Source organism: Promicromonospora iranensis (genome assembly GCF_028994775.1).
Classification (GTDB): Bacteria; Actinomycetota; Actinomycetes; order Actinomycetales; family Cellulomonadaceae; genus Promicromonospora; species Promicromonospora iranensis_A.
This window is the reverse complement of the sequence record NZ_JAJQMN010000010.1, coordinates 175094-200075: the sequence shown is the minus strand read 5'-3', so window position 1 is coordinate 200075 and position 24982 is coordinate 175094. Positions and strand designations below refer to the sequence as shown.

General features: G+C 72.4%; 16 protein-coding genes. 1 reads left to right on the top strand and 15 read right to left on the bottom strand.

The annotated features are described in order from the left end of the window. Positions 1-21: 21 nt before the first annotated feature. From LUU90_RS19655 to LUU90_RS19635, 5 genes are all read right to left on the bottom strand, one after another. Complete coding sequence (locus LUU90_RS19655; protein ID WP_275005528.1) at positions 22-1077, bottom strand: prephenate dehydrogenase; 1056 nt, start codon at positions 1075-1077, stop codon at positions 22-24. Further along, entirely contained in the window at positions 1074-2066 is a 993-nt protein-coding gene (locus LUU90_RS19650; RefSeq protein WP_275005526.1) for a prephenate dehydratase, read from the bottom strand. The genes LUU90_RS19655 and LUU90_RS19650 overlap by 4 nt, the downstream gene beginning before the upstream one ends. Beyond that, positions 2057-2896: a hypothetical protein gene (locus LUU90_RS19645; RefSeq protein WP_275005524.1), complete on the bottom strand. Its 840-nt coding sequence runs from the start codon at positions 2894-2896 to the stop codon at positions 2057-2059. The genes LUU90_RS19650 and LUU90_RS19645 overlap by 10 nt, the downstream gene beginning before the upstream one ends. Before the next feature lie 40 nt (positions 2897-2936). Next, positions 2937-6491: a VanW family protein gene (locus LUU90_RS19640; RefSeq protein ID WP_275005522.1), complete on the bottom strand. Its 3555-nt coding sequence runs from the start codon at positions 6489-6491 to the stop codon at positions 2937-2939. A 449-nt stretch (positions 6492-6940) separates the two neighbouring features. Beyond that, positions 6941-7309 carry a hypothetical protein gene (locus LUU90_RS19635; protein ID WP_275005520.1) on the bottom strand — a complete coding sequence of 123 codons (369 nt, stop codon included), beginning with the start codon at positions 7307-7309 and terminating at the stop codon, positions 6941-6943. A gap of 139 nt (positions 7310-7448) precedes the next feature. Between LUU90_RS19635 and LUU90_RS19630 the strand changes: the two genes are divergently transcribed. Next, positions 7449-7967 (top strand): hypothetical protein, encoded by a 519-nt coding sequence (locus LUU90_RS19630; protein WP_275005518.1) that lies wholly within the window; start codon positions 7449-7451, stop codon positions 7965-7967. Between the two features lie 19 nt (positions 7968-7986). On the opposite strand, the gene LUU90_RS19625 is transcribed toward LUU90_RS19630, so the two are convergent. The 10 genes from LUU90_RS19625 to LUU90_RS19580 all read right to left on the bottom strand — a co-directional run bounded on the left by LUU90_RS19625 (position 7987) and on the right by LUU90_RS19580 (position 24950). Then, positions 7987-9090: a PIG-L family deacetylase gene (locus LUU90_RS19625; RefSeq protein WP_275005517.1), complete on the bottom strand. Its 1104-nt coding sequence runs from the start codon at positions 9088-9090 to the stop codon at positions 7987-7989. 103 nt (positions 9091-9193) lie between these two features. After that, positions 9194-11137, bottom strand: coding sequence for a translational GTPase TypA (gene typA, locus LUU90_RS19620; protein ID WP_425596264.1), 1944 nt, complete (start codon positions 11135-11137; stop codon positions 9194-9196). A gap of 276 nt (positions 11138-11413) precedes the next feature. After that, positions 11414-13159 carry a dipeptide ABC transporter ATP-binding protein gene (locus tag LUU90_RS19615; RefSeq protein WP_275005515.1) on the bottom strand — a complete coding sequence of 582 codons (1746 nt, stop codon included), beginning with the start codon at positions 13157-13159 and terminating at the stop codon, positions 11414-11416. Next, entirely contained in the window at positions 13156-14112 is a 957-nt protein-coding gene (locus LUU90_RS19610; protein ID WP_275005514.1) for an ABC transporter permease, read from the bottom strand. The genes LUU90_RS19615 and LUU90_RS19610 overlap by 4 nt, the downstream gene beginning before the upstream one ends. Continuing rightward, a complete protein-coding gene (locus LUU90_RS19605; protein ID WP_275005513.1) occupies positions 14105-15031 on the bottom strand; it encodes an ABC transporter permease in 927 nt (308 codons plus the stop codon). Before LUU90_RS19605 ends, LUU90_RS19610 begins: the two co-directional genes overlap by 8 nt. Before the next feature lie 155 nt (positions 15032-15186). Continuing rightward, positions 15187-16869, bottom strand: coding sequence for a peptide ABC transporter substrate-binding protein (locus LUU90_RS19600; RefSeq protein WP_275005512.1), 1683 nt, complete (start codon positions 16867-16869; stop codon positions 15187-15189). A gap of 247 nt (positions 16870-17116) precedes the next feature. After that, positions 17117-17821: an ABC transporter ATP-binding protein gene (locus LUU90_RS19595; protein ID WP_275005511.1), complete on the bottom strand. Its 705-nt coding sequence runs from the start codon at positions 17819-17821 to the stop codon at positions 17117-17119. Beyond that, positions 17818-18783, bottom strand: a complete 966-nt coding sequence (locus LUU90_RS19590) for an ABC transporter ATP-binding protein (RefSeq protein ID WP_275005509.1) — start codon at positions 18781-18783, stop codon at positions 17818-17820. The genes LUU90_RS19595 and LUU90_RS19590 overlap by 4 nt, the downstream gene beginning before the upstream one ends. A gap of 51 nt (positions 18784-18834) precedes the next feature. Then, positions 18835-21681 carry an FtsX-like permease family protein gene (locus LUU90_RS19585; RefSeq protein WP_275005506.1) on the bottom strand — a complete coding sequence of 949 codons (2847 nt, stop codon included), beginning with the start codon at positions 21679-21681 and terminating at the stop codon, positions 18835-18837. Continuing rightward, a complete protein-coding gene (locus LUU90_RS19580) occupies positions 21681-24950 on the bottom strand; it encodes an FtsX-like permease family protein (protein WP_275005505.1) in 3270 nt (1089 codons plus the stop codon). The genes LUU90_RS19585 and LUU90_RS19580 overlap by 1 nt, the downstream gene beginning before the upstream one ends. Positions 24951-24982 lie beyond the last annotated feature (32 nt).

Here is a 24982-nt window from a genome sequence, read left to right as displayed (position 1 = left end):
GCAGCCGCTCCCTGGCACCACTTACCGCAGGAGCGCCTTGTCGTCCTCCAGGCCGATCACCACGGCGCCCGCCGCGCAGCGGCCCACCAGCTCCGCCGGCCAGTCGCCGGTCAGCGGCACTACCTCGACGTCCGAGCCGACGTCGGGGCCACCCGCACCGTCACCCGGGCGCAGTCCCGTCACGCGCGGGCCGGCCGGGCGGCCGATCAGCTCGCGCACCCCGTCGGGCCGGTCGAAGAACCAGTGCGTCGGCGCGTTGGAGTCGAGGTCGTCCGCGAGCCGTTCGAGGTCCCGGGCGGCGAGCCGGAGCACGGGGGCCACCCAGGCGGCGTTCTCCGTGACCATCGCCTCCGTACGGCGCGGGTCGGTGAACCCGACCCGGGTCCCGTCCCGGAACGAGCCCGCCGCGAGCCCCAGGGCCAGGTCCCGCACCGGTGCGCCGGACACGGCCCCGAGGAGCTGGTTGGCCAGCACGTGCGGCACGTGCGACACGAGGGCGGCCGCCTCGTCGTGCAGGTCGTCGGTGAGCACGGCGGCCGTCCCGCCGAGCGGGCCCGTGACCAGGCGCAGCACCCGTTCCAGCCGGCCCGGGTCGGTCCCCGCCACGCCGGCCTCGGCCGCCGCGCACGTCACCGCCCACGGGATGCCCTGCATCAGCTCGGCCGACGACGCCGCGAACCCGCTCCGCTCCGTGCCCGACATCGGGTGTGCCCCGACGTAGCGGTCGGCCAGACCGGCGTCGGTGACCGCCTCACGCACCGGCGTCTTCACCGAGCCGACATCGGTCACCGTCGGGTCCCAGCCCTGCTCGCCGGCCAGCGCCTCCGCGAGCTCCCCCGCGACCGTCCGCATGGCGCGCAGCGGCGCGGCGAGCACCACGATCTCCGGGCGGTGCAGCGCCAGCCCGGCGACGTCGTCCACCACGGAGAGGCCCGCCGCGCGAGCCTCCTCGGTCGAGACCGGGTCCGTCGCGACCACCGCAACGCCCACGGCCTGCAGCGCCTTGGCCAGCGAGCCACCGATCAGGCCGAGGCCCACGATGCCGACCGGCCCACGATGCGCCCCGACGCCGCTCACCACAGCAGACCCCGGTCCCGTGCCTGGTCGGCGTCCTTGGCCGAGACCGAGCCGACCGGGACGTGGTCGGGATCGAGGACCCCGTCGAGCGCCCGGAAGCCCGCACCGGCGGGGAACAGGCCGAGCGTCTTGAGGGAGTCACCGGCCGCGAGCAGGTCGCTCATCACCTCACGGGCACCCTGGTCCCACGGCGCCTCGTCGAACGTCACCACGAACACGTACTTGCTCTCCTGGGCCTTGAGCGGGCGGGTGATCAGGCTCGACATGTTCACGCCCCGGTCCCCGAACGCGGCGGTGATCCGCGCCAGCACCCCCGGCCCGGTCACCGCGGGGGTGATCGCCAGCATCGTCTTCCAGGCCGTCGCGCCGGCCGCGCGCGACCGCGCCAGCCGCGCGTCGGCCGTGCTCCGCCGGGTCAGGACGAGAAACCGGGTGCGGCCGCCGCGAAAGTCCTCGACGGCCTTGGCGTACGTCTCCAGCCCGTAGAGCTCGCCGCAGATCGTGGGGCCGAGCGCGATGGTCCCGGGCCCCGCGTCGCGGCACGCGGCCGCGTTGGACGACGCCGGAGCGGTCGCCAGCCCGGTGCCCGTGACGAAGCCGGCGCACTGCGCCAGGCCGTGCGGGTGCGCGGACACCTCGGTGAGCTCGCCGTGGTCCGGGCGTACGAACGCGTCGAACGACACGTCGAGCGCCACCTCGTCCACGGCGACGACGTCCGCGCTGGAGAGCAGCGTGTCCAGCGACGGCACCACGTAGCCCTCGACGGAGGACTCGATGGCGACGACCCCGACGTCGGCGGCGCCGTCGGCCACGACGTCGTGCACGTTCTTGACCGTGTCCAGCGGTTCGGCGGTCACGTCACCCGCGGCGCCGCCGGCCGTGGCGTGCCGGCGCGCCCACTCCAGCGCGGCCTGGTGCGTGAAGGTGCCCTCCGGCCCCAGGTAGGCGACGCGCGTGCCGCGCTCGGTGCCCGCCACGGTCACGCCCACCGCGGCGTCAGTGCGTCCGGCCCCGGCACGAAGGCCTCGCCCGGCAGCACGGCCAGCGTGCGGTGCGCGACGCCCCGCTCGGTGAGCGCGGCGACCAGGTCGTTCAGCACGCCCGACGCCGGGCAGGAGAACGACGTGAAGAACACGTGCGGCCCGGCCGACGACGGCTGGCTGCGCAGGTGATCGAGGTCGAGCCCGGCATCCGCGATGAGCGCGAGGGTCGGCTGCAGAGAGCCGAGATGGTCGTCGGACGGACCGAAAGCGAGCCAGACCTGCGCCGGGCCGGCGAACTCCGGCCAGTCGGCACGCGACTCCAGCAGCCCGTACCAGACGGGGCCGCCCTCGGCGAGCGCGGCGCTGTCGGGCAGCTCGGTGAAGCCCGCGGGGACACGGGTCCGCTCGATCACCAGCGACCCGCCCTCACCCGCCAGGGCGATGCGCTCCTCGACGGTCGCCCGCGTGGGCACCAGGCGAGGGCTCGCCCCGAGGCTCCGCAGGACGTTCGCGCAGTCGCGCATCCCCGCCTCGTCGATCACCACCTGGCCCCCGGCGGCACCCGCTCCGACCCAGACCCACTGGCCGGGTACGGCTACCGCGCCCGTCACGATGAGCGACGACGCACCCTCCAGGAGGGCGCGCTCGAGGCCTGGCGCGGGGTGCTCCGGGTGTCCCAGGTGCACCACCGCCGCCAGGCCCTCGATACCGGCCACCGTGGCGAGCGTGTCCGCCGTGGTGCCGAGATCCAGCAGTTCGACCGGGTCGTTCCAGCCCGCCATCTGCGCGGCAAACACCGCGTGCGCGGGAGACTCCCGCTCGCTACGTCCAAGCATGTGCGAAACCTACCGCCGGTCGGCCCTCCGGGCCTTACCGCTAGTCACACACGATCGCGTTGTCGGGGTTGTAGGAGTGGCTGAACGAGTTCTCCTTGGCCAGCTCGTTGCCCACGTAGACCTTGCGGTTGATGGTGATGGAGAACCCGTCCTCGCCGCCGGGGTACGGCTCGCATCCCGCCGACGAGTCGTGGACCACCGTCTTGGGGACGATGTTCGTCTTGCCGCTGTTGCTCTCCTCGACCCGGTAGTGCTTGGTGCTCCAGATCTTGACCCAGAGCTCGCCGCCCGCCACGTAGGACTGCATCACGGCACCGTAGGGCGTGTCGTTGGTGAACTTCATGTCCTTGGCGCCCACGTAGATCGTGGCCTCGCGACCCGGTGGGTAGCGCGGGAACCAGAACGAGTGCGCGTGGTGCTCGACGTCCTCGTACCCGGCGAAGAAACCGGCGTTGAAGGTGGTGGTGGCCATCTGCGACAGGCCACCGCCGACCGCCTCCACGTGCTTGCCGTCCTCGATCACGCCGGCGTCGAAGTACCCGTTCCCGACGGTGATCGGAGCGAGCGCCTCCAGCAGCGAGAACGTCTCGCCCGGCTTGATCAGGTCGCCCGTGATCATCTGGGCGCCGCGCACCAGGTTCTGGGTGCGAACCGGCTCGTTGGTCAGTGGCGTGTGGAACTCCGACACCACTTCCTTGACGCCCAGGGCCTCCAGGGACTCGACGGTCTCCTTCGGGTCCTGCTCGACGAGCTCCACCGACGTCTCCCGGTCGTCGGTCGTCGCGGCGATCCGCACGGCCTTGCCCGCCTCGGCGGGATCGAGCGTGGTGCCGGTCTTGCCCGCGACAACCGTCGGCCTGCCACCGGCGAACTCGAAGTGGGCGTCGGACGGAACCTCCAGCAGGTCATCGGTTCCGTTCACGATCGCCTCGACCGCCGCCTGCCGGTCGACGATGGTGATGAGCTTGCCGTCGCGCTGCTCGAACCGGAGCAGCCCCGCCAGCACCTCGGGCGACAGCACCGGCGACTGACCGCCGACCGACACCGTGACCGGCGCCGAGACGACCTTCTGCGCCACCGCGAAGCTGTCGTCCGTCTCCTGCTGGGTGACCGCGGGCTCGACCAGCTCGACGGGCAGCTCGAACGGGCCTTCCTGGACGATCCAGCGCTCCTGGATGATCCGCGCGGTCTCGCTCGCGACGACCCGTGAACCCTCCTTCGGGTCGGTCTTGACCGGCTGACCGTCGACGAACGAGACCGCGCCGTCCACGGGCTCGATCGCGAGGGACTCCTCGAGGCCCGCCACCGCGGCGCCGAACTTCTTCTGGTTGACGGCGAGGACGAGCTCTTCCTCGGAGCCGCCGAACATGTGCGCCCACATCCGCGTCGGGCTCAGCGAGAACTCGGTGAGCTCCGCCGCCGTCGCCTCGGCGTCGATCGCGAGACCGCTCGGCTTCGGGGAGAGCTGTGCCTTGCCCTCCCCCGCCGTGAGCTCGATCGGCTCCTTGACCCGGGGGGCCAGCTGCTCCGTGAGCGCTGCTGCCGCCTCGGTCTGCGTCATGCCGCCGACGTTCACCCCGGCCACCGTGGTGTCCCGCGGCGCCTTGTCGCTCACACCCCACGCCACCAGGGCGTAGATCGCGAACAGCAGGACCACGGCCAGCACGGAGACCAGCGCGATCCTGGGACCGCGGCTCGGGGCACCGTCGCCGGTCAGGCCGAAGAACTCATCCTGCCCGGACGGCCCCTGGCCCTGCGGGCCGCCGGGGCCCTGCGGAGCGCCCGGCCCGCCGGGGCCGTGCGGGCCGGCGGGGCCCTGCGGACCGCCGAGTGCCTGCGCGGAGGTGGCCTGTGGTGCCCCCTCCGGACGGACCGGCGCCCAGCGGGTACCGGCGAGCGGGCGTGACACCCGCTGGATCGCTCCGGTCAGCGGCTTCAGGAAGGAGTTCTGGCCCGCTCCCGGCGGAGGCACCGCACCCGGACCCGGTGGCACCGCGTCCGACTGCGGGATGAGCGAACGAGGCGGGACCGAGGGCGGGGGCGGCGCGGACGCCGCGGCAGCGCTCGCCGCCGCGCCTGCCGCTGCCGAGGTCCCTGCGGCAGCCGCCGCTGCTGTGGCGGCCGCGGCTCCGGCACCTGTCGTGCCCGACGCCGGCTGGCTCGGCGCGGGGGTGCTCGGCGTCGCCGTGCTGGACGGCTCGGTGCTGGACGGCTCGGTGCCGGACGGCTCGGTGCCGGACGGCTCCCGTCCGGACCGCTCGGCGTCCGGCTTGCTGGTACCCGGCTTGCTGGTGCTCGGCTTGCTGGTGCCCGGCGTGTTGCTGCTCGGCGCCGGAGCGCTCGATGCCGGCATACCCGCCGTGGCCTCGGCAGCCGTCGCCGGGTCGGACGTGGTGTCCCGCGGGGTCGTGCCCGCTGTGCCGCCCGACGAGCTCGCCCGGGGGACGGCGACCGGGGCGCGGCCTGCGGCAGCCGTACCGGCGGAACCGGGAGCTGCCGGAGCGGGACCAGCGGAGGTCGACCCGGTCGACGCCGCACCGGCCGTGGCCGCTCCTGTCGCACCGGCGGCTGCACCGGCGGCTCCGAACGCCGCCGCTGCGGGCGCCGCGCTTCCGGACACAGGACTGCCAGACGCAGAACTGCCAGACGCAGGACTTCCGGAGGTAGCGCCTCCGGACACAGAGCGGTCCGTGGCTGAGTCGGCCGAGCCTGCCGTCGTCGCCTCGTCCGGGGCCTTGCCGGCGCGGGTGGCGGCAGCCGACTGCGCAGCCGCAGATTCAGCCGGCTTCGCGGGGCCGGCCTGCGGCTGCGTCGCCGAATCTTCCGCGCCGGTCGCCGCGGGCGCCGTCTTGGGCGGACGGTCGAACGCGAAGACGCGCGGCGTGTATCCACTCCTCGGGGCGGCTGCCTTGGTCTGCGGCGCCAGCTTCTCCACGACGGTCTGCAGCACCGCTACCGGGTCGGAGTCGTCCACGGCGGGCGCGTCCGGTTCGTTCGACGGCGTGCTCTGCCCGGAGTCGGTGGCGGGCTTGCTCGGGGCCTTGTCCGGGGCCGCAGCCTTGTCCGCGGCCGCCGCCTTGCCAGGTCCTTCCGGCGTGCTCGGGGACTCGCCCTTGCCCGGGGACTCGGGCCGGCGCGGGGACTCGGGCTTGCTCGAGGACTCCGACGCACTCGGAGACTCTGCCTTGCTCGGAGCTGCGGCCTTGCTCGGCACGTCGGGCTGGCTCGGAGCTGCGGCCTTACCCGGCGCGTCCGGCTCGCTGGAAGCCGCAGCCTTGTCCGGCACGCCCGGCTCGCTCGGAGCAGCGGCCTTACCCGGCACGCTCGGCTCGCTCGAAGCAGCAGCCTTGCCCGGCACGTCCGGTCGGCTGGGCGCCGCGGGCGTGGCCGGCGACTCGGGCTCGCCCGGGGTCTCCGGCGTGCTCGACGGCGTGGCCTGGGCTGAGGACTCGGGCTTGCTCGGTGTGCCGACCGGCACCTCGGCGTCCGCTCCCGTGTTGCTAGGGGCGCTCTCGGGTGCCGCGGGCGCTGTTGCGGGCGGCACGACGGGCGGGCGCGGGTCCTGGGGGGACTCGGACTGCTCCGGAGGGGTCACGGGCTGGGCCTTCTCTGGGGATCTGGGGGCCGGCTGAGCGGTCGGGTGACCGGCCGGTACTGAGGTTTGCGCTGCCCCGGGGGTGGGCGGCTGTACCGAGGACTTCGCTGCCTGTCTCGGCACGCTGCCAGGGCGCGTCTGGGACAAGCGGGGAGGCGTCACCGGGGCAGGCTTCGTCCCGGCGTTCTCGTCTGACGTCGGCTCGAGCGGTTCGTCACGCTCGGTCGGCTGACCCATCGGCACGCTCCGTGCAACTACCCGAGACGCGGGCTCTCCGCGTCCCCCAAGGGCGCACCTGACCTGCGGCGAATCCGCTGGACGGGGTCGCCCTGCCGGGCATCCTATCCAGCGAGAATCCCGCCCAAGGCCGCGTACCGGACGCCCCGAGGTGGAGGTTGTGTATCAATCCTGACCACCATCCTGAACCAGCCTGCGAAGGACCGCAGACGTCAGGCAGCAGACCGATCTCGGCGTGCTGGAACCTCGGCGAACCACGACGGTGGCAGGAACGCGACGACCGCCAGGACCGCCACCCCCGCGTACGACCAGACCATGCCCAGCACGCCCGCCGGGACCACGACGTCACCCCCGGAACCCGGCAGCGACAGGGCCTGCACCATGGCGACCCAGCCGACCCCGAATCCCAGCAGCGTGCCGTACCCGGCCCAGGCGCGTGCGAGCACGCCTGCCGCGGCCGTCAGAGCCAGGGCGAGAGCCAGGCCGAGGTACCACGACTCGTCGCCGAACCGGTGCACCACCGTCCCGAGGCCGCCCATGACCACGCCGAGCAGCACGGCGAGCACTGTGCGCACGATCATTCGTCCGAGGTGACGTCGGGATGAGTTCACCCCGCCATTATCCAGCATTCACCTGGGAGGACACTGCGAATGTGCAACACTCCGGCGGGTGAATACGCTCCAGGCACAGACGCGGCTGATCGTTCGACAGCGCATCCGCATGATGGTCAACCAATACGAGGTGCACGGCGCCGGGCCGGACGGCTCCGAGGGCGAGCTCTACGCGTTCGCCCAGCAGAAGCGCATGGCCTTCCGTGAGCAGGTGACGCTCTACACCGACGACACCAAGCGCGAGCCGGTCCTCGGGTTCAAGGCGCGCCAGATGATCGACCTCGGCGCCACCTACGACGTCGTCGACGGCGGCGGCAACCCGGTCGGCTCGTTCCGCAAGGACTTCGCCAAGTCGCTGCTCCGCACGACCTGGCACGTCGAGCAGCCGGGGCTGGGCACGGCCACCGGGGCCGAGCGCAGCATGCTGGTCGCGATCGTCCGCCGGTTCTCCGAGATCGACTGGCTGCCCTACCACTTCGACTTCCTGATCGACGGCCAGCCGGCCTTCTCCGTGGAGAAGAAGTGGGGCCTGCGTGACCGGTACGTCGTCGACATCCACGACCCGCGCATCGATCGCCGGCTCGTGACGGCCATGGCGATCGGCCTGGACGCCCTCCAGGAGCGCTGAGCGGGGGCCGGCCCCGTGGCTATCCAGCCGGACCGACGAGGTACGTCTCGAAGGTGAGGATCGGGGCGAGCACGCCGTTGGACAGGGCGTACCACCCGGCGACCGTGCCCTCGGGCCGCGTCAGGACCGTCGCATGCTGAACCTGCGAAGCATGCGCCCGCAGCCCCGCGACAACCCGCCCGACGATCCCCGCGACACCCACCCGCACCACCCGGCCGGACCGGGTGATCGGCAGAACGTCAGGTGATCGGCCGCTCGAACTGCCGATCACCTGACCATCTGCCGACCACGCGGACAGGTCGGGTTTCGCCAACGGCGGCAGCGGGGCGGTCGGGTCCGGGAACGTGAGGGCCTCGGCCGCGGCCAGTCCGGTCGCCTCCGGGAGTGCCGCGAGCGTCGCTCGCGCCTCGCGCAGCTCGTCCGCCGGCGCGACCGCCTGCCACAGCTCCGCACCGGCCCAGGGCTCGTCCCACCGTCCGACGACGGGGTCCGGCGCACCCTCCCCCGCCGGCGCACCTTCATCGCCGGGCCGCCAGGCAGGATCCGCCGCGAGCTCGAGCGCCCGGACCGCCACCATGTGCGAGCGCACATGGTCAGGGTGTCCGTAGCCACCGCCGGGCTCGTACGTGGCGACGACGGCGGGGCGCCGCGCACGGACGAGGGCTGCGAGCCGGCCGGCGGGCTCGTCGAGCGGCACCCTCGCGAACGCCGTCGGCGGGGAGTCCGGTGCCGGGCCGGCGACGCCGGGCGCCACCCAGGTCATGCCGGAGTCCTCGTATCGCACGCCACCTGACGCGTCCGGCACGTGCTTCGACCGACTCACCCGGGGGCCCGGCAGCGGGAGCGCGTCCAGGAAGGCATGCTCCACGGCGCCCTCGACGCCGCCGCCCAGCTGCGCCAGGGCAGCGGCGAGCTCGGTCTCGCGGTAGGCGCCGAGCGCCGGTCCGTCGCCCTCGAGACCGGCCCGGCCTTCCGACGTAGTCCCCGGCAGGGCGATGACCTCGCCCCGTTCCCCGCGGGTGCAGGTCACCACGCAGGCCGGAAGCCCGGCCGCCGCGAAGGCCGCCAGCAGGGCACCGGTCGTCAGCGTCTCGTCGTCGGGATGCGCGTGGACGGCAAGCACGCCGCCCGAGAAAGCCCCGCCAGCGAAAAGACTGAGTGCTGGGTATTTGCGGTCAGAACGGTCGTTCATCCGCAAATACCCAGCACTCAGCGAAGGGCGAGGGTCAGTTGCGCTTGGCCCGAGCCGTCGCACGGGCGCGGTCCGTGGCGTTGAGCAGCACCTTGCGGATGCGCACGACCTCGGGCGTGACCTCGACGCACTCGTCCTCCTGCGCGAACTCCAGGGACTCCTCGAGCGTGAGCTTGCGCGGCGGGATCAGGTTCTCGAAGTTGTCCGCGCTGGCGGAGCGCATGTTCGTCAGCTTCTTTTCCTTGGTGATGTTGACGTCCATGTCCTCGTTGCGCGAGTTCTCTCCGACGATCATGCCCTCGTACACCTCCTGCGTGGGCTCCACGAAGAAGGAGCCGCGCTCCTGCAGGTTGATCATGGCGAACGGCGTGACCTTGCCGGCGCGGTCGGAGACGAGCGAGCCGGTCATGCGCGACTCGATCGGGCCGTGCCAGGGCTCGTAGCCCTCGGAGATCGACGCCGCGATACCGGTACCGCGGGTGTCCGTGAGGAACTGCGTGCGGAAGCCGATGAGGCCGCGCGCCGGGACCATGAACTCCATGCGGACCCAACCGGTGCCGTGGTTCGTCATGGTCTCCATGCGGCCCTTGCGCTGCGCGAGGAGCTGCGTGACGGAGCCGAGGTACTCCTCGGGCACGTCGATGGTCATGCGCTCCATCGGCTCGTGCAGTTTGCCGTCGACCATCTTGGTGACGACCTGCGGCTTGCCGACCGTGAGCTCGAAGCCCTCACGGCGCATCTGCTCGACGAGGATGGCCAGGGCCAGCTCACCACGGCCCTGCACCTCCCAGGCGTCAGGACGCTCGGTCGGGAGGACCTTGAGCGAGACGTTACCGACGAGCTCGGCGTCGAGGCGGTCCTTCACCTGGCGGGCGGTGACCTTGTGGCCCTTGCCGCCCTTGCCCGCGAGCGGGCCGGTGTTGATACCGATGGTCATCGAGATCGCCGGGTCGTCGACGGTGATGAGCGGCAGCGGGCGCGGGTCGTCGACGTCCGTCAGGGTCTCGCCGATCATGATGTCGGCGATACCGGCGACGGCGACGATCTCACCGGGGCCGGCCTTGTCGGTCGGCACGCGGTCGAGCGCCTTGGTCTCCAGCAGCTCGGTGATCTTCACGGTCTGCAGCGAGCCGTCGTGGCGGGCCCACGCGACGTTCTGGCCCTTGACCAGGGTGCCGTTGTGGATGCGCAGCAGGGCGAGGCGACCGAGGAACGGCGACGCGTCGAGGTTGGTGACGTGCGCCTGCAGCGGCATGTCCTCCTCGTAGGTCGGTGCCGGGGTCTTCTCGAGGATGGTCGCGAACAGCGGCTCGAGGTCCTCGTTGGCGGGCAGGCCGCCGTCGGCGGGCTGCTCGGTGGAGGCACGGCCGGCCTTCGCCGACGCGTACACGACGGGGACGTCAAGGATGGCGTCCAGGTCGAGGTCCTCGACCTCGTCGGACAGGTCGCTGGCCAGGCCGAGCAGCAGGTCGGTGGTCTCGGCGACGACCTCGGTGATGCGAGCGTCCGGACGGTCCACCTTGTTCACCACGACGATGACGGGCAGCTTCGCCGCCAGCGCCTTGCGCAGCACGAACCGGGTCTGGGGCAGCGGGCCCTCGGACGCGTCGACGAGCAGCACGACGCCGTCGACCATCGAGAGGCCGCGCTCGACCTCACCGCCGAAGTCGGCGTGGCCAGGGGTGTCGATCACGTTGATCGTGATGCCGTCGGGCTCGCCGTTGGCCGCGGCCGACGGGCCGGAGTACCGGATCGCGGTGTTCTTGGCGAGGATCGTGATGCCCTTCTCACGCTCCAGGTCGCCGGAGTCCATCACGCGGTCCTCGAGATGCTGCCGGGCACCGAAGGACCCGGACTGCCGGAGCATGGCGTCCACGAGCGTGGTCTTGCCGTGGTCGACGTGGGCCACGATCGCGACGTTTCGAAGGTCGGAACGGGTCGCACGGACCGAGGTCGGCGCGGTTGCAGGCACGGTCACGGAGCACTCATTTCCAGAAGGGAGGTCAGGGGCGCGGACTCTGGTCCGAAGTGGACCGGTCTCGCAGCACCACCCATCCTACCCGCGAATCGAAATCACCAGGTGTCGACCGTGTCACTGTTCCGAGAACAACCCGTGCGATCCTCGCCGGTCGAACGCACGGAACCGCTGGTGGGACGCACAACGCCGGCCGAGCTCCTCGAGACCTGGGTCTCGAGGAGCTCGGCCGGCGTTGTCACGCTTCGACCGGTGGGGACGCTCAGGGCGGCCCCGAGGTCAGCCGCCGATCTCCAGGCTCGCGCCCGGGATGGCCGCCAGCAGGTCCCGCGTGTACTCCTGCTGCGGGTTGTCGAACACCTCGTCGGTGGTCGCCTGCTCCACGATGCTGCCGTCCTTCATCACGGCCACGAGGTCGGCGATCTGCCGCACGACCGCGAGGTCGTGCGTGATGAAGAGGTACGACAGTCCCAGCTCGGCCTGCAGATCGTTGAGCAGCGTCAGGATCTGCGCCTGGACCAGCACGTCGAGCGCCGAGACGGCCTCGTCGAGCACGAGTACCTCGGGCTTGAGCGCCAGCGCCCGCGCGATGGCGATGCGCTGCCGCTGACCGCCCGACAGCTCGTTCGGGAACCGGCGCATGGTCGCCTGCGGCAGGGAGACCATGTCGAGCAGCTCGCGAACCCGCGCCTCGCGGGACTTGCGGTCGCCCACGCGGTGCAGGACGAGCGGCTCCTCGATCGACCGGTAGACCGAGAACAGCGGGTCCAGCGAGCCGTACGGGTTCTGGAACACGGGCTGCACACGGCGGCGCAGCGCGAACTGCTCCTTCCGCGACAGCTTCGCGACGTCCTTGCCGTCGAACATGACGGTGCCCGACGTCGGCTCGAGCAGTCCCAGCACCATGTTGGCCGCCGTGGACTTGCCGGAACCGGACTCGCCCACCAGGGCGAGCGTGTGGCCCTTCGGCAGCGTGAAGTCGATGCTGTCGACGGCCGTGAACTCGGAGTGCGAGCCGGGGCGCGAGCCCCGGATCTGGAACACCTTGGTCAGGTCCTTCGCCACCACGACGTCGGGCGCCGTGGTCTCGACCTCGTCAGCGTGCTCGGCGAGCAGGTCATCGGCCTCCGTGCCGCGCTCGTGCGCGGACTGGATGCGGCGCGACGCCAGCGACGGCGCCGAGGCCACGAGCCGCTTGGTGTACTCGTGCTGCGGGTCCTGGAGGATCTGGACCGCCGGACCCGACTCCACGATCTTGCCCTTGTACATCACGATGAGGTGCTCGGCACGCTCCGCGGCGAGACCCAGGTCGTGCGTGATGAAGAGGACTGCCGTGCCGAGATCGGCGGTCAGGCCCTCCAGGTGGTCCAGGATCTTCTTCTGGACCGTGACGTCGAGGGCCGACGTCGGCTCGTCCGCGATGAGCAGCTTCGGCCGGGATGCCAGGCCGATCGCGATGAGCGCACGCTGGCGCATCCCGCCGGAGAACTCGTGCGGGTACTGGCGTGCACGCCGTGCGGCATCGGGCAGGCCTGCCTCGCCGAGCAGCTCGGCGACGCGCGCCGTGCGCTCCGCCTTGCTGCCCGGGAAGCCGTTGGCGACCAGGGCCTCGTCGATCTGCGTGCCGATGCGCCACACCGGGTTCAGGTTCGACATCGGATCCTGCGGTACCAGGCCGATCTCGCGCCCGCGCAGGTCCTCGGTCTCCTTGCGCTTGAGGCCGATCAGCTCGCGTCCACCGAACATGATGGAGCCGCCGGTCACCTTGCCGGTGCCCGGCAGCAGGTCGATGATCGCGTGCGCGGTCGTCGACTTGCCGGAGCCCGACTCGCCCACGATCGCCACCGACTGGCCGGGATAGACCGTGAGGTCCACGCCGCGGACGGCGTCGACGGTGCCGGAGGCCGTGGTGAACGAGATCCGCAGGTCCTTGATCTCGAGCAGCGGCGAGCGGGCGTCCGGCTTGGGCTCCACCACCGGGACGTCCTCGGTGGAGCCGTCCGTCAGAGTGATCGTCGTCGTCATCGCTTCCGAGCCTTCGGGTCGAGGGCGTCGCGCACGACGTCGCCCAGCATGATGAAGCCGAGGACGGTGAGCGCGAGCGCTGTGGCGGGGTAGATCATGATCTCCGGAGCGACTCGGATCGAGACCTGCCCCTTGTTCAGGTCACCACCCCACGAGACGGTGGACAGAGGCAGCCCGATGCCGAGGAAGCTCAGCGTGGCCTCGGCGACGATGAACACGCCCAGCGCCACCGTGGAGTACACGATGATCGGCGCCGAGGAGTTGGGCAGCACGTGCTTGACCAGGATCGCCCCACGGCCCATGCCGAGCGCCTTGGCCGCCGTGACGAACTCGTTGTTCTTGACGCTGAGCACCGCGCCACGCGTGATGCGCGCGATCGAGGTCCAGCCGAACAGCGCCAGCACGGTTGCCACGACGAGCGACGTGCGGGTCGCCGCGAGGCTCATGATCACGATGGCCGCGAGAACGAGCGGAACGGCGAAGAAGATGTCGGTGATACGCGACAGGATCGTGTCGAACCATCCGCCGTAGTAGCCCGCCACCGCGCCGACGACCGTACCGAGGATGGTCACGAAGACGGTGGCCAGGACACCGACGAGCACCGACGCCTGGGCACCGTAGATGGTGCGGGCGTAGATGTCGCAGCCCTGCTTGTCGAAGCCGAAGATGTGACCCGACGTCGGCGCACCGAGCGAGTTGTCCAGGTTGCACGAGGTCGGGTCCACCGGTGTGAACAGGCTGGGCACGACCGAGGCCGTCACCACGAGGGCGATCAGCACGGCGGAGGCCCAGAACAGCGGGCGGTGGCGCATCTCGCGCCAGGCCTCCCGCCACATGCTGGACGGTGCCTCCGACGCGTCGAGGGCGTCGACGACCTCGACCTTCACGTCCTCCGGCGGTGCCACGTAGTGGCGCTGGCCGGGGCGTGGCATGGCGTTCGCGTTGTCAGGCATAACGGATCCTCGGGTCCAGAACGGCGTACAGCAGGTCCACGAGCAGGTTCGCGACGATGTAGAAGACGACGAGCACCGTGGTGAGCGAGACCACCGTGACGTTCTCGCCACGGATGATCGCGTTGTAGAGCGTTCCGCCCACACCGTTGATGTTGAAGATGCCCTCGGTCACGATCGAGCCCGCCATGAGGTTGCCCAGGTCGGCGCCGACGAACGTGACGACGGGGATGAGCGAGTTTCGCAGCACGTGCCGCGTGACGACCTTGTCGCGGGGCAGGCCCTTGGCTCGCGCGGTCCGCACGAAGTCGGCCGTGACGTTCTCCACCACCGACGTGCGCGTGAGTCGCAGGATGTAGGCGAAGGAGACGCTCGCCAGCACTATCGCGGGCATGAGCAGGCTGACGAAGTCAGGGTCTCGTCCGGCGGTGACCGGCAGCCACCCGAGCTGCACACCCACCACGATCTGGAGCACGAAGCCGACGACGAAGGTCGGCAGCGCGATGAGGAGCAGGCTCCACACCAGCACGGCGGAGTCGAAGATCTTGCCCTTGCGCAGGCCCGCGAACAGGCCGAAGCCGATACCGAACACGGTCTCGAAGACGATCGCCATGGCCGCGAGCTGGAACGTGACCGGCAGCGCCTGGGCGATCACCTCGACGACAGGGCGACCGGTGAAGGTCACGCCCATGTCGAGAGTGAAGATCCCCTTCAGGTAATACAGGTACTGAACGATGAAGGGCTCGTTCAGGTGGTACGCATCGCGGATCGCTGCCTCCGCCGCTGGAGGCAGGCCACGGTCACCACCGAGTGCGGCCACGGGGTCGCCAGGGCGCAGGAACACCAGGGCATAGAGCAGCAGCGTGGCGCCGAGGAACACAGGGATCACCTGTAGCAGCCGGCGGCCGATGTACCAGAGCATCGATTGGTCTCCTTGGTCGATTGCCGCGGACCATTCTCCCGGACACGTCCAGGGGTTCTGGCCACGGCACAGGGGAAGGCGGGGCGCGCACGCTGCGTGCCCCGCCTCTCACCTGGTGTGACGGATCGCGTCCGGGGGGCCGGACGTGACCACGATCACTCCGTCTTGGTCACCTGGTACAGCAGCGGAGCGTCGTCCCAGCCGAACTCGACGTTCTCCACCAGCTCCGAGTAACCGGCGGTGGTGTTGTAGTACCACTGCGGGATGCCGGGCATGTCCTGGAACAGGATCTCCTGCGCCTCGTTGTAGAGCGCGTTGGCCTCGTCCACGCTCGGGGCACCGGCCGCCTCGGTCAGCTTGGCCTCGAAGTCCTCGCTCACGTACTTGGAGTCGTTCGAGCCCGCGAGCGCCGCCTCGGTGTAGATCGGGCCGAGGTAGTTCTGCAGGGACGGGTAGTCAGCGGCCCAGCCGGAGCGGAACAGACCGTCGATCTTGCCGCCCTTGCCCTTGTCACGCTCGTTGAGGAACTCGTCGAACGTCGGGTAGCCGACCATCTCGCACTCGATGCCGAGGTCGTTCTTGTAGCCGTTGCAGACCGCCTCGACCCACTCCTGGTGGTCGGAGTCGGTGTTGGTGTGGATCTCGAGGACCTTGTCGCCCCAGGGCTCCATCTGCTCGGCCTCGTCCCAGAGCTTCTTGGCCTCCTCGGGGTTGTAGTCGAGGTACTCGCTGCCCGGGATGGAGTCGCTCCAGCCGGCGATGACGGGGGAGGTGAAGTCCCTCGCCGGGGTACGCGCACCGGCGTAGATCGTCTCGGTGATCTGCTCACGGTTGATCGCCATCGAGAGGGCGTGACGGCGCATCAGGCCGGCCTCACCAGAGAACTCCTCGACCCACTCGGGCACCGCCATGGCGCCGAGGGTGGCCGAGGGCTGGTTGACGGCGCGGTCACCCAGCTCGTCCTCGAAGGTGGCGAAGGCCGACGCCGGCACGTTCTGGACGATGTCCAGGTTGCCGGACAGCAGGTCGTTGTACTGCGCGTCCTCGTCGGTGTAGGCGACCAGCTCGATGCCGCCGTTCTGCGCCTTGCGGTCACCGTCGTAGGAGTCGTTCGGGACCAGGTTGATGGCCGAGTCGTGCTCCCAGCTCTCGAGCACGTACGGACCGTTGCCGACCGGCTTCTCGCCGAAGGCCTCCGGGTCGTCGAAGAACACCTCGGGCAGCGGGTAGTACGCGGCGTAGCCGAGGCGGATCGGGAAGTCCGACTCCGGCTGGGCGAGCTTGATGGTGAACTCGGTCTCGCTCACGACCTCGAGGCCGGACATCGTCTCGGTCTCGGGCTCCGTGAGGACCTTGACGTTGCCCTCGTCGTCGATCTCGTACTCGCCCTGGGCCTCACCGAAGCCCTCGATGGACGAGAAGAAGGAGGCGAGGTTGGCGCCGTTGGGGCCGTAGGCAGCCCAGTTCCAGGCGTCGACGAAGCTGGAGGCCGTCACCGGCGTCCCGTCCGAGAACTCCCAGCCGTCCTGCAGCGTCACAGTCCAGGTCTGGTTGTCTTCCGACTCGATCGACTCGGCGACCTCGTTGTGTACCGCGCCCTCGGCGTCGTAGTAGCTGAGGCCTGCGAAGATGTTCGTGACGACGAGGCCACCGAAGACCTCGTTCGTCCTTGCCGGAATCAGCGGGTTCTGCGGCTCGCCGTTGCCGACCGTCACGATGCCGGTCGACTCGCCCTCGGCGGGGGGCTCTTCGCCACCGCCACCACCACAAGCCGTCAGCACGAGCGCGGATGCGAGCGCGAAGGCGCTCAGCCCCACAAGTCGCTTTCGAGGTGTCACGTGTCCTCCTGGGTAGCAGTTCACCCCGGTTCGACGGGTTGCCGACCGGAGCGATGCGGACGCTTCTTTGCGCCCAGTGATAACAGACCTAACGTAGCCGCTCCATGCAGATGCCGATGACCACCTCACAGGAAACGCCACCGAGTTGTGACCATCTCGGTACGCGCGGGTAACACTCGGTAACAGTTCTGACCAGGCGGTTCTCATAGCCGTAACAAAGGTGCGAAGGGGGCCTCCATCAGGAAATTCACCCGTTGCCCCGGTCCACCACCTGCCCGTCGTGCAGTTCCACGACGCGGTCGGCCCGCGCCATGAGTTCCGGGTCGTGCGTCGACACGACGGCGGCGACGCCCCTCTCGTGCACCACTCGGGCGAGCAGATCCATCACCACGGCGGCCGTCCCGGAGTCGAGCTGCCCGGTGGGCTCGTCCGCGAGCAGGACCTCGGGCTCGGCCACGAGCGCGCGGGCGATGCCCACCCGCTGCTGCTGACCACCCGAGAGCTCGTACGGCCGCTGCTTCGCGTGCCCGGCCAGCCCCACGGCGGCCAGCGCGGCGGCCACCCGGTCGGCCCGCTCGGCCGGCGGGGTGCGGCGCAGCCGCAGCGGCACCTCGACGTTCTCGGCCGCGGACAGCACGGGCACCAGTCCGAACGACTGGAACACGTAGCCGATCCGCTCGCGCCGGGCGGTGAGCACCGCCTTCTCCCCCAGCGCCGTCAGCTCGGAGTCGCCCAGCCACACGCTGCCCGACGTCGGACGGTCCAGACCGCCCAGCAGGTTCAGCAGCGTCGTCTTGCCCGAGCCGGACGGGCCGCGCACCACGAGCAGCTCGCCCGCCGCGACCTCGAGCGACGCGTCCGACAGGGCGCGCACCTCGCCTGCCCCGGTCCCGAAGACCCGGGAGAGGCTGCGGGCCCGCAGCACGGTGCGCGTCGGAGCGGTGGTGGTCATCGGTCCTCCTCGGTCTCGCGGGGCTCGACCGCCGGGGCGGGCGCCGCCGGCCAGACGCCCACGTGGTCCGGCTCGAGCGCCAGCCGCACGCGGTCACGCAGGTCGAGCGCGTGGACGAAGTCCTGAGGCAGCTGGAGGCGGCCCACCCGGTCGAGCACCGCGAACTCCTCGGACACGTGCCGCGCCTGGCCGTGCTCGTCGGTCTCCGTGCGCCGCAGCGTCTCCGTCGAGGTGCGGCCGTCGCGGATCTGGACGGTGCGCGCCACGTGCTCGGACACCGTCGGGTCGTGCGTCACGATCAGGGTGGTCACGCCGGTCTCGCGGTTCACACCGCGCAGGGCCTCCAGCACCTCGACGGAGGTGGCCTCGTCCAGCTCGCCGGTGGGCTCGTCCGCCAGCAGCACGCGCGGGTTGTTCGCCACGGCGACGGCGATCGCCGTCCGCTGCTGCTCCCCGCCGGACATCTCGCCCGGCCGCCGGCCGGCCACGTGGCCCACCTCGAGCAGCTCGAGCAACGCCTGCACCCGGCGCGACCGCTCTCGGCGCGGCAGCGTGCCCGCCAGCTCCAGCGGGAGCCGCACGTTCTCGCTCGCCGTGAGGTACGGCAGGAGGTTGCGTGAGGTCTGCTGCCACACGAAGCCGACGGTCGACCGCTGGTAGCGCACCCGCTCGGCGTGCCCCATGGTCAGCAGGTCGGTGCCCGCCACCACGGCGGACCCGCCCGTCGGCGTGTCCAGGCCGGAGAGGATCGTCAGCAGCGTGGACTTCCCGGAACCGGACGCGCCGACGACGGCGACGATCTCGCCCGGGTCGACGCTCAGCGTGAGGCCCTGCAGGGCCTGCACCTCGACGCCGTCGGTGGCGAAGATCCGGACCAGGTCGCCGCACCGGATCTCGCCGCCGCCCGCCGGCTCGGCCGATGCCGGCGCGCCGCCGCCCGTCAGCTCGATGGTCGTGCTCATCGGGTCTCCTCTCGAACGCCTGGGTCAACGGTCGTCATGTTCGGGTCATCCTCAGTCGTCGCCGCCCATGCGGAGCTGCGCGGCGACCTCGCCGCGCCGGCTCAGCGCCGCCGCGACGCCGACGGAGGCGAGCACCACCACGACGAATCCCGCGGCGGCCGCACCGAGCAGCAGCGGGTCGTACTGCGGTGCGGGCTGCACGGTGCCCCCGGTCAGGGCCGTGACGTCCACCGCGGCCAGCACCAGCGACGGCACCGCCACGCCGAGCACGGCACCCACCGCGAGCGCGACCACCGCCCACGGCCCGATCTCCCAGCCGACGAGCCCGCGCCCCTGGCGCGGCGACAGGCCGAGCGTCTGCAGGAACGCGAGCAGCCGGGCGCGGGCGGGCGCGGCGAGCATCAGCGTCATCACCACCGCTGCCGCGCAGAGCAGTCCGGCGAGCAGCACGGCCAGCACGAAGGCGACGACCAGGCCACCCGAGACGGGCGCCGACAGCATCTCCTCGGCCTCCTGGTCCGGGTCCTCCACCACGGACGACGGCAGCAGGGCCGTGATCTCGGCGGTGACGGCGGAGCGGTCGGCGTCGTCGGTCAGGTCGACGAGCGCGAGCCGCGCATAGACGGTGTCGCCCGTGCCCGCGGTGAGCCGCTCCGTGTCGGCGAGGACGAGCGAGCGGCCGGCGGGCAGGCCGGGCAGCTCGTCGACCACGTCGACCACGGTCACGGGGACGCTGCCCTCCTGGGTCGCGAGGGTGATCCCGGTGCTGCCCGGGCCGACACCGGGGCCGGCGGCCGACCGGGTGAGGATCACGGGCACGGTGTCGTCCGCCCCGCCGGAGCCGGTCGCCCGGGCCAGCTCGCCGAGCGTCTCGGGCGCTCCGGCTACGTCTGCCTGGGCTGTGGCGAGCGCCGCCGCGTCCACCGTGTAGACCTCGGCGCGCGGGGAGCCGCTGTCGCTCTGCAGCACCCCGTCGCCCAGGTCGCCGACGGGAACCACCGCCTCGACACCGTCGAGCGCGGCGATCTGGTCGGCCGCCGGGACGTCGACTATCGGGCCGGAGATCCGGAGATCGGCGCCGGTCGCGCGCCAGGCCTCACGCACCACGCCGCCGGAGACGGTCGAGTACAGCACCGCGGAGGTCGCCGCGACGGCCACGGCCAGGACGAGCGCGACCGCCGGGATGGGTCCGCCGGCCGGGTCGCGCGTAGCGCGGGCGGCACCGAGGAACGGGACGAGGTCGCGCCGTGGCGCGAGTGCCCGCTCGACGGCGAGCGCGATCCAGGGGTAGGCGCGCACCGCGAGCAGGGTCAGCGCGAGGGAGACCAGCAGGGGCGCCGCGGCCACGAGCGGATCGACACCGGTCCCGGCGCCCGAGCCTGCCACGACCCCGCGGGAGAGCAGGAGCCAGGCGGCGAGTGCCGCGCCTGCGACGACCAGCACCTCGAGCACCCAGCGCAGACGGCTGCGCGAGCGGGGCGCGAGATCTGCCCTGGTCGCCCGGAGCCCGGCGGGAGACGTGGCGAGGGCGAGGGCAGCCGCCGGTGCGAGGCCCGCGGCGACGGCGAGCGCCACCTGGCTCACGGTGACCGGCGCGTCCAGCCCGAGGCCCGCGGAGAGGGCGAGCCCGGCCGCGAACCCGGCGATCGCCGAGCCGAACCCTACGACCAGCCCTTCACCGCCCATGAGCAGGCGGAGCTGTGTCCCGGAGGCCCCGCGGGCGCGCAGGAGGGCGAGCGCCGTCCGGCGCCGGTCGACGACGAGCCGCGCGCCGAGGGCGAGGACGGCGACGGTCGCACCGAGCGGTCCGACGGCGAGGACGGCGACGATCGCGTCGACGCCGGTGCGCTGAGCGAGCAGGCTCTGCAGGATCTCGGTGAGGCGGGTACTGGGCCGCAGCTGGAGTGGTGCGGGGTCGCCGGGTTCCGCTTCGACGAGGAGGGTCTTGGCAGCCTGGCCGTTGGCCTGAGCCAGGAGCAGCGGCACCTCGGCGGCCGTCACGCCGTCGGTGTCCACCGGGTACCAGACGCGGGTCTCGGCCATCCCGAACGTCAGCGGCGTGATCATGGCGGGGTCCACGTACGCGGCGGCAGTGCCCAGCAGGCCCCGGTTGGGGTCTGCGATCACGGAGGCCCTGGCTCCGAGGGCATGGTGCAGCCAGTAGTCGGCGTCCGGGTCCCCGGTCTCGAAGATGCCGGTCACGACCAAGGAGGGATAACGGTCGGACAGCGCGATCACGCCCGAGCCAGGCAGGTTGCCGTACCGGCCCCCGACCTCCCAGCCGTAGGACTCGGCGACAGCGCGCGAGACGGCCACCTCGAACGGCGGGGCCGGCTCCGTGGGCTGTGGAAGGAACTGGTCGTCGTCGCCGCCGAACACGGGCTGCGCGGTCGCGGCGGGCCAGCGCCCCTCGACGAGCTCCGCATGCTCGCTCAGGTCGGTGGCCGTGCGGAGGTAGACCTTGGCCTCGGCCAGCTGGGAACCGGCCGTCGGGTCGGTGTACGCCAGATCGGCAGAGGTCACGTGGAAGTTCGGCGCTTCCATCACCGAGCGGAGCGGCTCCGGCGTCTCAGCACGCACGGTGTCCAGGTTGGCGAGAAACGGTGCCCAGTCCGGCTCGGCAGGCACACCGGACCCCATGCTGTCCGGGTCGTAGAACCCGTCCGCGGGCAGTTGCCCGGGGACTGCCCCGGCCACCGAGATCACGTCTCGAGCCAGACCCGAGGCCTTGGCCGTCTCGTAGGCCACCTGGTCCGCGTGCATGGTCGCGACGGCACGCGGCGCCGTCGACAGCACGCCGGCCGCGAGGAACGCGACCACGCCGAGCGTCGCCGTGGCACCCCAGGACGTGCGCAGCTGGCGCCGCGCGAGCAGGCCCAGCCCGGACAGTGCGCCCATCAGCGAACCTCCTCACGGTAGGTGGTGTCGCGGGCCTGTGCGGCGACGCGGCCACCCACCCAGACCGCGGCCACCACAAGACCTGCCAGTGCCGCGGCCAGCACCAGGCTGGTCCCCGCGGTCTCCAGGACGAAGCGGGCGGGCGGTGCCGCGTCGATGCCGGTCAGCGTCGCGGCCGCGAGACCGCCGGCCGTGAACCGGGCCACCACCCACCCCGCGACGGCCCCGACCGCGAGCGCCACGAGGCCGACGGCGATCAGCTCGGCGGCGCGCGCCCGTGCCTGCGCGACGGGGCCGAGCCCGACGGCGCGCAGCACGATCACCTCGCCGCGCCGCTCGCGCAGGGTCGCCACAGCGATCGCGAGCACGCCGGCCAGGGCGAGCACCGTCGCGCCCGCGGCCGCGAGCCAGAACGAGACGCGTACGGGTACCGCCGTGTCGGTGGTGCCGTAACCCGGTGTCGTGACGGTCGGCTGCTCGCGGACGGTGTCGCCGGTGGCTTCTGCCTCCACGGTCGCGTCCTGGGCCAGGCGGGCCACGGCGCCGGCGGGTGCGGTGGCGCCGGGCGGGCCCGCGGCCAGCCACACCTCGCTGGTGACGACCGGGTCGTTCACGTTCCGGACGAGCGCTTCGGCGAGCGCGCCCCGGTCCAGCAGGGCGGCGTACGGCTCGAGCGCGCCGGGCACCGTCCCCGACGCCGCGACCGCGACGACCGGCAGGCGTGACCCGCCGAGCGTGAGCTCGAAGGTGTCGCCCGGGTCGATGCTCAGTGCCTCCTTCAACGACGAGGAGACGAGGAGCGGGATCGGTTCCGGTTCGGGCGTGGTGAGGAGGCGCAGCCTGCTGGCCCCTGTCGCGCCGTCGCCGAGCGGCATGGTGAGGTCGAGCCGGCCGGCCGGCGAGTCGGGGCTCAGCTCCAGCCCGGTAGGGCCGTCGAACGTCTCGGACCGTGTCCATTCAGGCGGCTCCACGGGTTCCCCGCCCGCTGTGAGCCCGGCCACGGACAGCACCGTGTCGGCCGTCGACCAGCCCGGCTGGATGTCCACGTCCAGCGCGGCGACGTGCCAGGCCTGACCTGCCGGAGGCGGCGGCACCTCGGCGGACAGCTCGTGGGTCCCCAGGTCAGGGCCGAGGGTGCTGCCGGTCCCGTCGCCCTCCGCGAGCTGCCCGAGCTCGACCGTGGTCATCGTCCCGTCCGGCGCGGCGAGCAGGACCGACACGTCCAGCTGGTGCGGGGGCGCGCCCTCGGGCGTGGTCGTGCCCGCGGCCGGGCGGATCCAGCCGCTCAGCGTGAGCCCGAGGTCGCGGGCGTCGGCAGGGAGCGCGGGCGCGGCGGCGAACGCGTCGGCGGCCAGGTCCTCGGCCACCCGGTCGACGTCGAGCACCTCGGCGGGCGCACGCATGACGGCGGAGATCTCGGCCGCCGGGAGCGCGAGCATGGTGACCGGGCGCCCGTCGGAGTAGGCCGTGGTGGACAGCGCGGGTGCCGCGGCGACGGCGTCCGGGACCGATGAGGCAGCCCCCGAACCGTCCGGCAGGTACGGCGCCGGGTCGAGTCGCCCGTTCTCGGGCGCCTTGACCCGCACGTCGGCACCGTTGGCGAGCACGTCGACGTCGGCCCGCAGCCGCTCCGCCGTGCCGGTGTAACCGCCGGCCAGGGTCGCGGCACCGCCCGCGAGCACGAGCAGGACCACCGGCACCACGTACACGACGAGCCGCCGGGCCACCTGTCGTGCCGCCAGCGGCCCGACGGCGCCGCGCGACCGGCCGGCGAGGGCCGCCCACAGGCGCGTGGCCGGCCCGAGCACCGCCATCGCCGCCACGGCGAGCGCGGCCAGCACGAGGGCAGGCGCGGCGGCCGCCGCGGGGTCGGTGCGCGCGCCGTCAGGCGTGGTCAGGAGAGGTGAGCCGTAGCGCAGCAGCTGCATCACGCTCACCACGGCGGCGGCCAACGTCAGCACCACCGTGCCCAGCGCCGCGACCTGGTGCACGCGCCCCGAACGGTCGGTCACCTGCCGGCGCACAGCCGCGTGCGCCTGCAGCGCGGCGACCAGCACGAGCGTCGCCGTCGCCACGACGGCGACCGCCAGCGAGACGACCACCGGTGTCACGGCGGAGACGCCGGCGCCGGAGTCGGACCGGGCGACGATCCGCAGCGCGGCCCACGCCGTCGCTCCACCCGCCGCCGCGGCGGTGAGCGCCAGCAGTGCCCCCTCCACGACGGCCGCCGCGGTCACCGTCCCGGGCGCCGCTCCGCGCGAGACGAGCAGCGCGACCTCTCCCTCCCGGGTGGCGGCCAGCAGCCGCGCCACCTGGACCAGCGCGACCAGACCCACGAGCGCCAGCAGGCAGAGCGGCACCAGGGCGACGGCGTCCGCGGCGTCGAGCCCGGCCGCGAGGTCGGCGGCCGTCGTGTCGAGCGTGCCGGCGACGGTCAGGCCGCGGGGCGCCACGGTGGAGTCCTCGCCCAGGCCACGCTCGACCTCGGCGGTGAGCGCCGCGAGGGCCGGCAGGTGCGCCGGGGTGAGCGCGGCCCCGTCGGGTACCACCGTCCAGCGGGCGAACGGATCGGTCTCCAGTGCGTCGAGCACCTCCCGGGTCACCACGACCGGGCCGGGATAGGCGCCGTCCGACCCCGTCAGCATCGCGGGATCGTCCAGCCAGACCGCGTCGTCGGGGCCCGTGACGCGCCAGGTCGCCGCGATGGTGAGCGGTGTGCCGGTGGCCCGCGGACTCTCGGGGTCGACGCCGAGCCGGATCGTGTCACCGATCGCCAGGCCGGCCGCCTCCGCGGCGTCGGCCTGCACCGCTGCCTCGTCGGCGGCGGCGGGCCACGCCCCGTCCACCAGGGTGACGCCCGACGTGCCCGTGCCCGCCAGGGCCTCCTCTCGCGACGCGGCCGGCAGGAGGGCTACCGACCAGCGGCCCAGGTCCTCCCCCGCGCCGCCCCGCGTGTACAGCGCCTCGGTCCGCACGTCGTAGGCGACGTGATGCGGTACGCCGTCGAGCAGGCCGGCCAGGACCTGCTGGACCTGGGCGTCCTGCACGTCGGCCTCGGCACCGTCCGCCATCCGGGTGGCGAGCTGCAGAGCCCGGCCGGACGGCTCGGCGGCCGCGAGCCCCTCACGGGCACCAGCGGTGGCGGCGGCCTGCGTCCAGCCGACCGTGACGCCCAGCGCCCCCGTGAGCACCGCGACCAGCAGCCAGACGAGCGCGAGCAGCCCGCGGTGCGCCGTCGACCGGCGGGCAAGGAGGGTGGCTCGACTCACGGAGCCAAACTAGCCCCGCCCGGTGACACTGA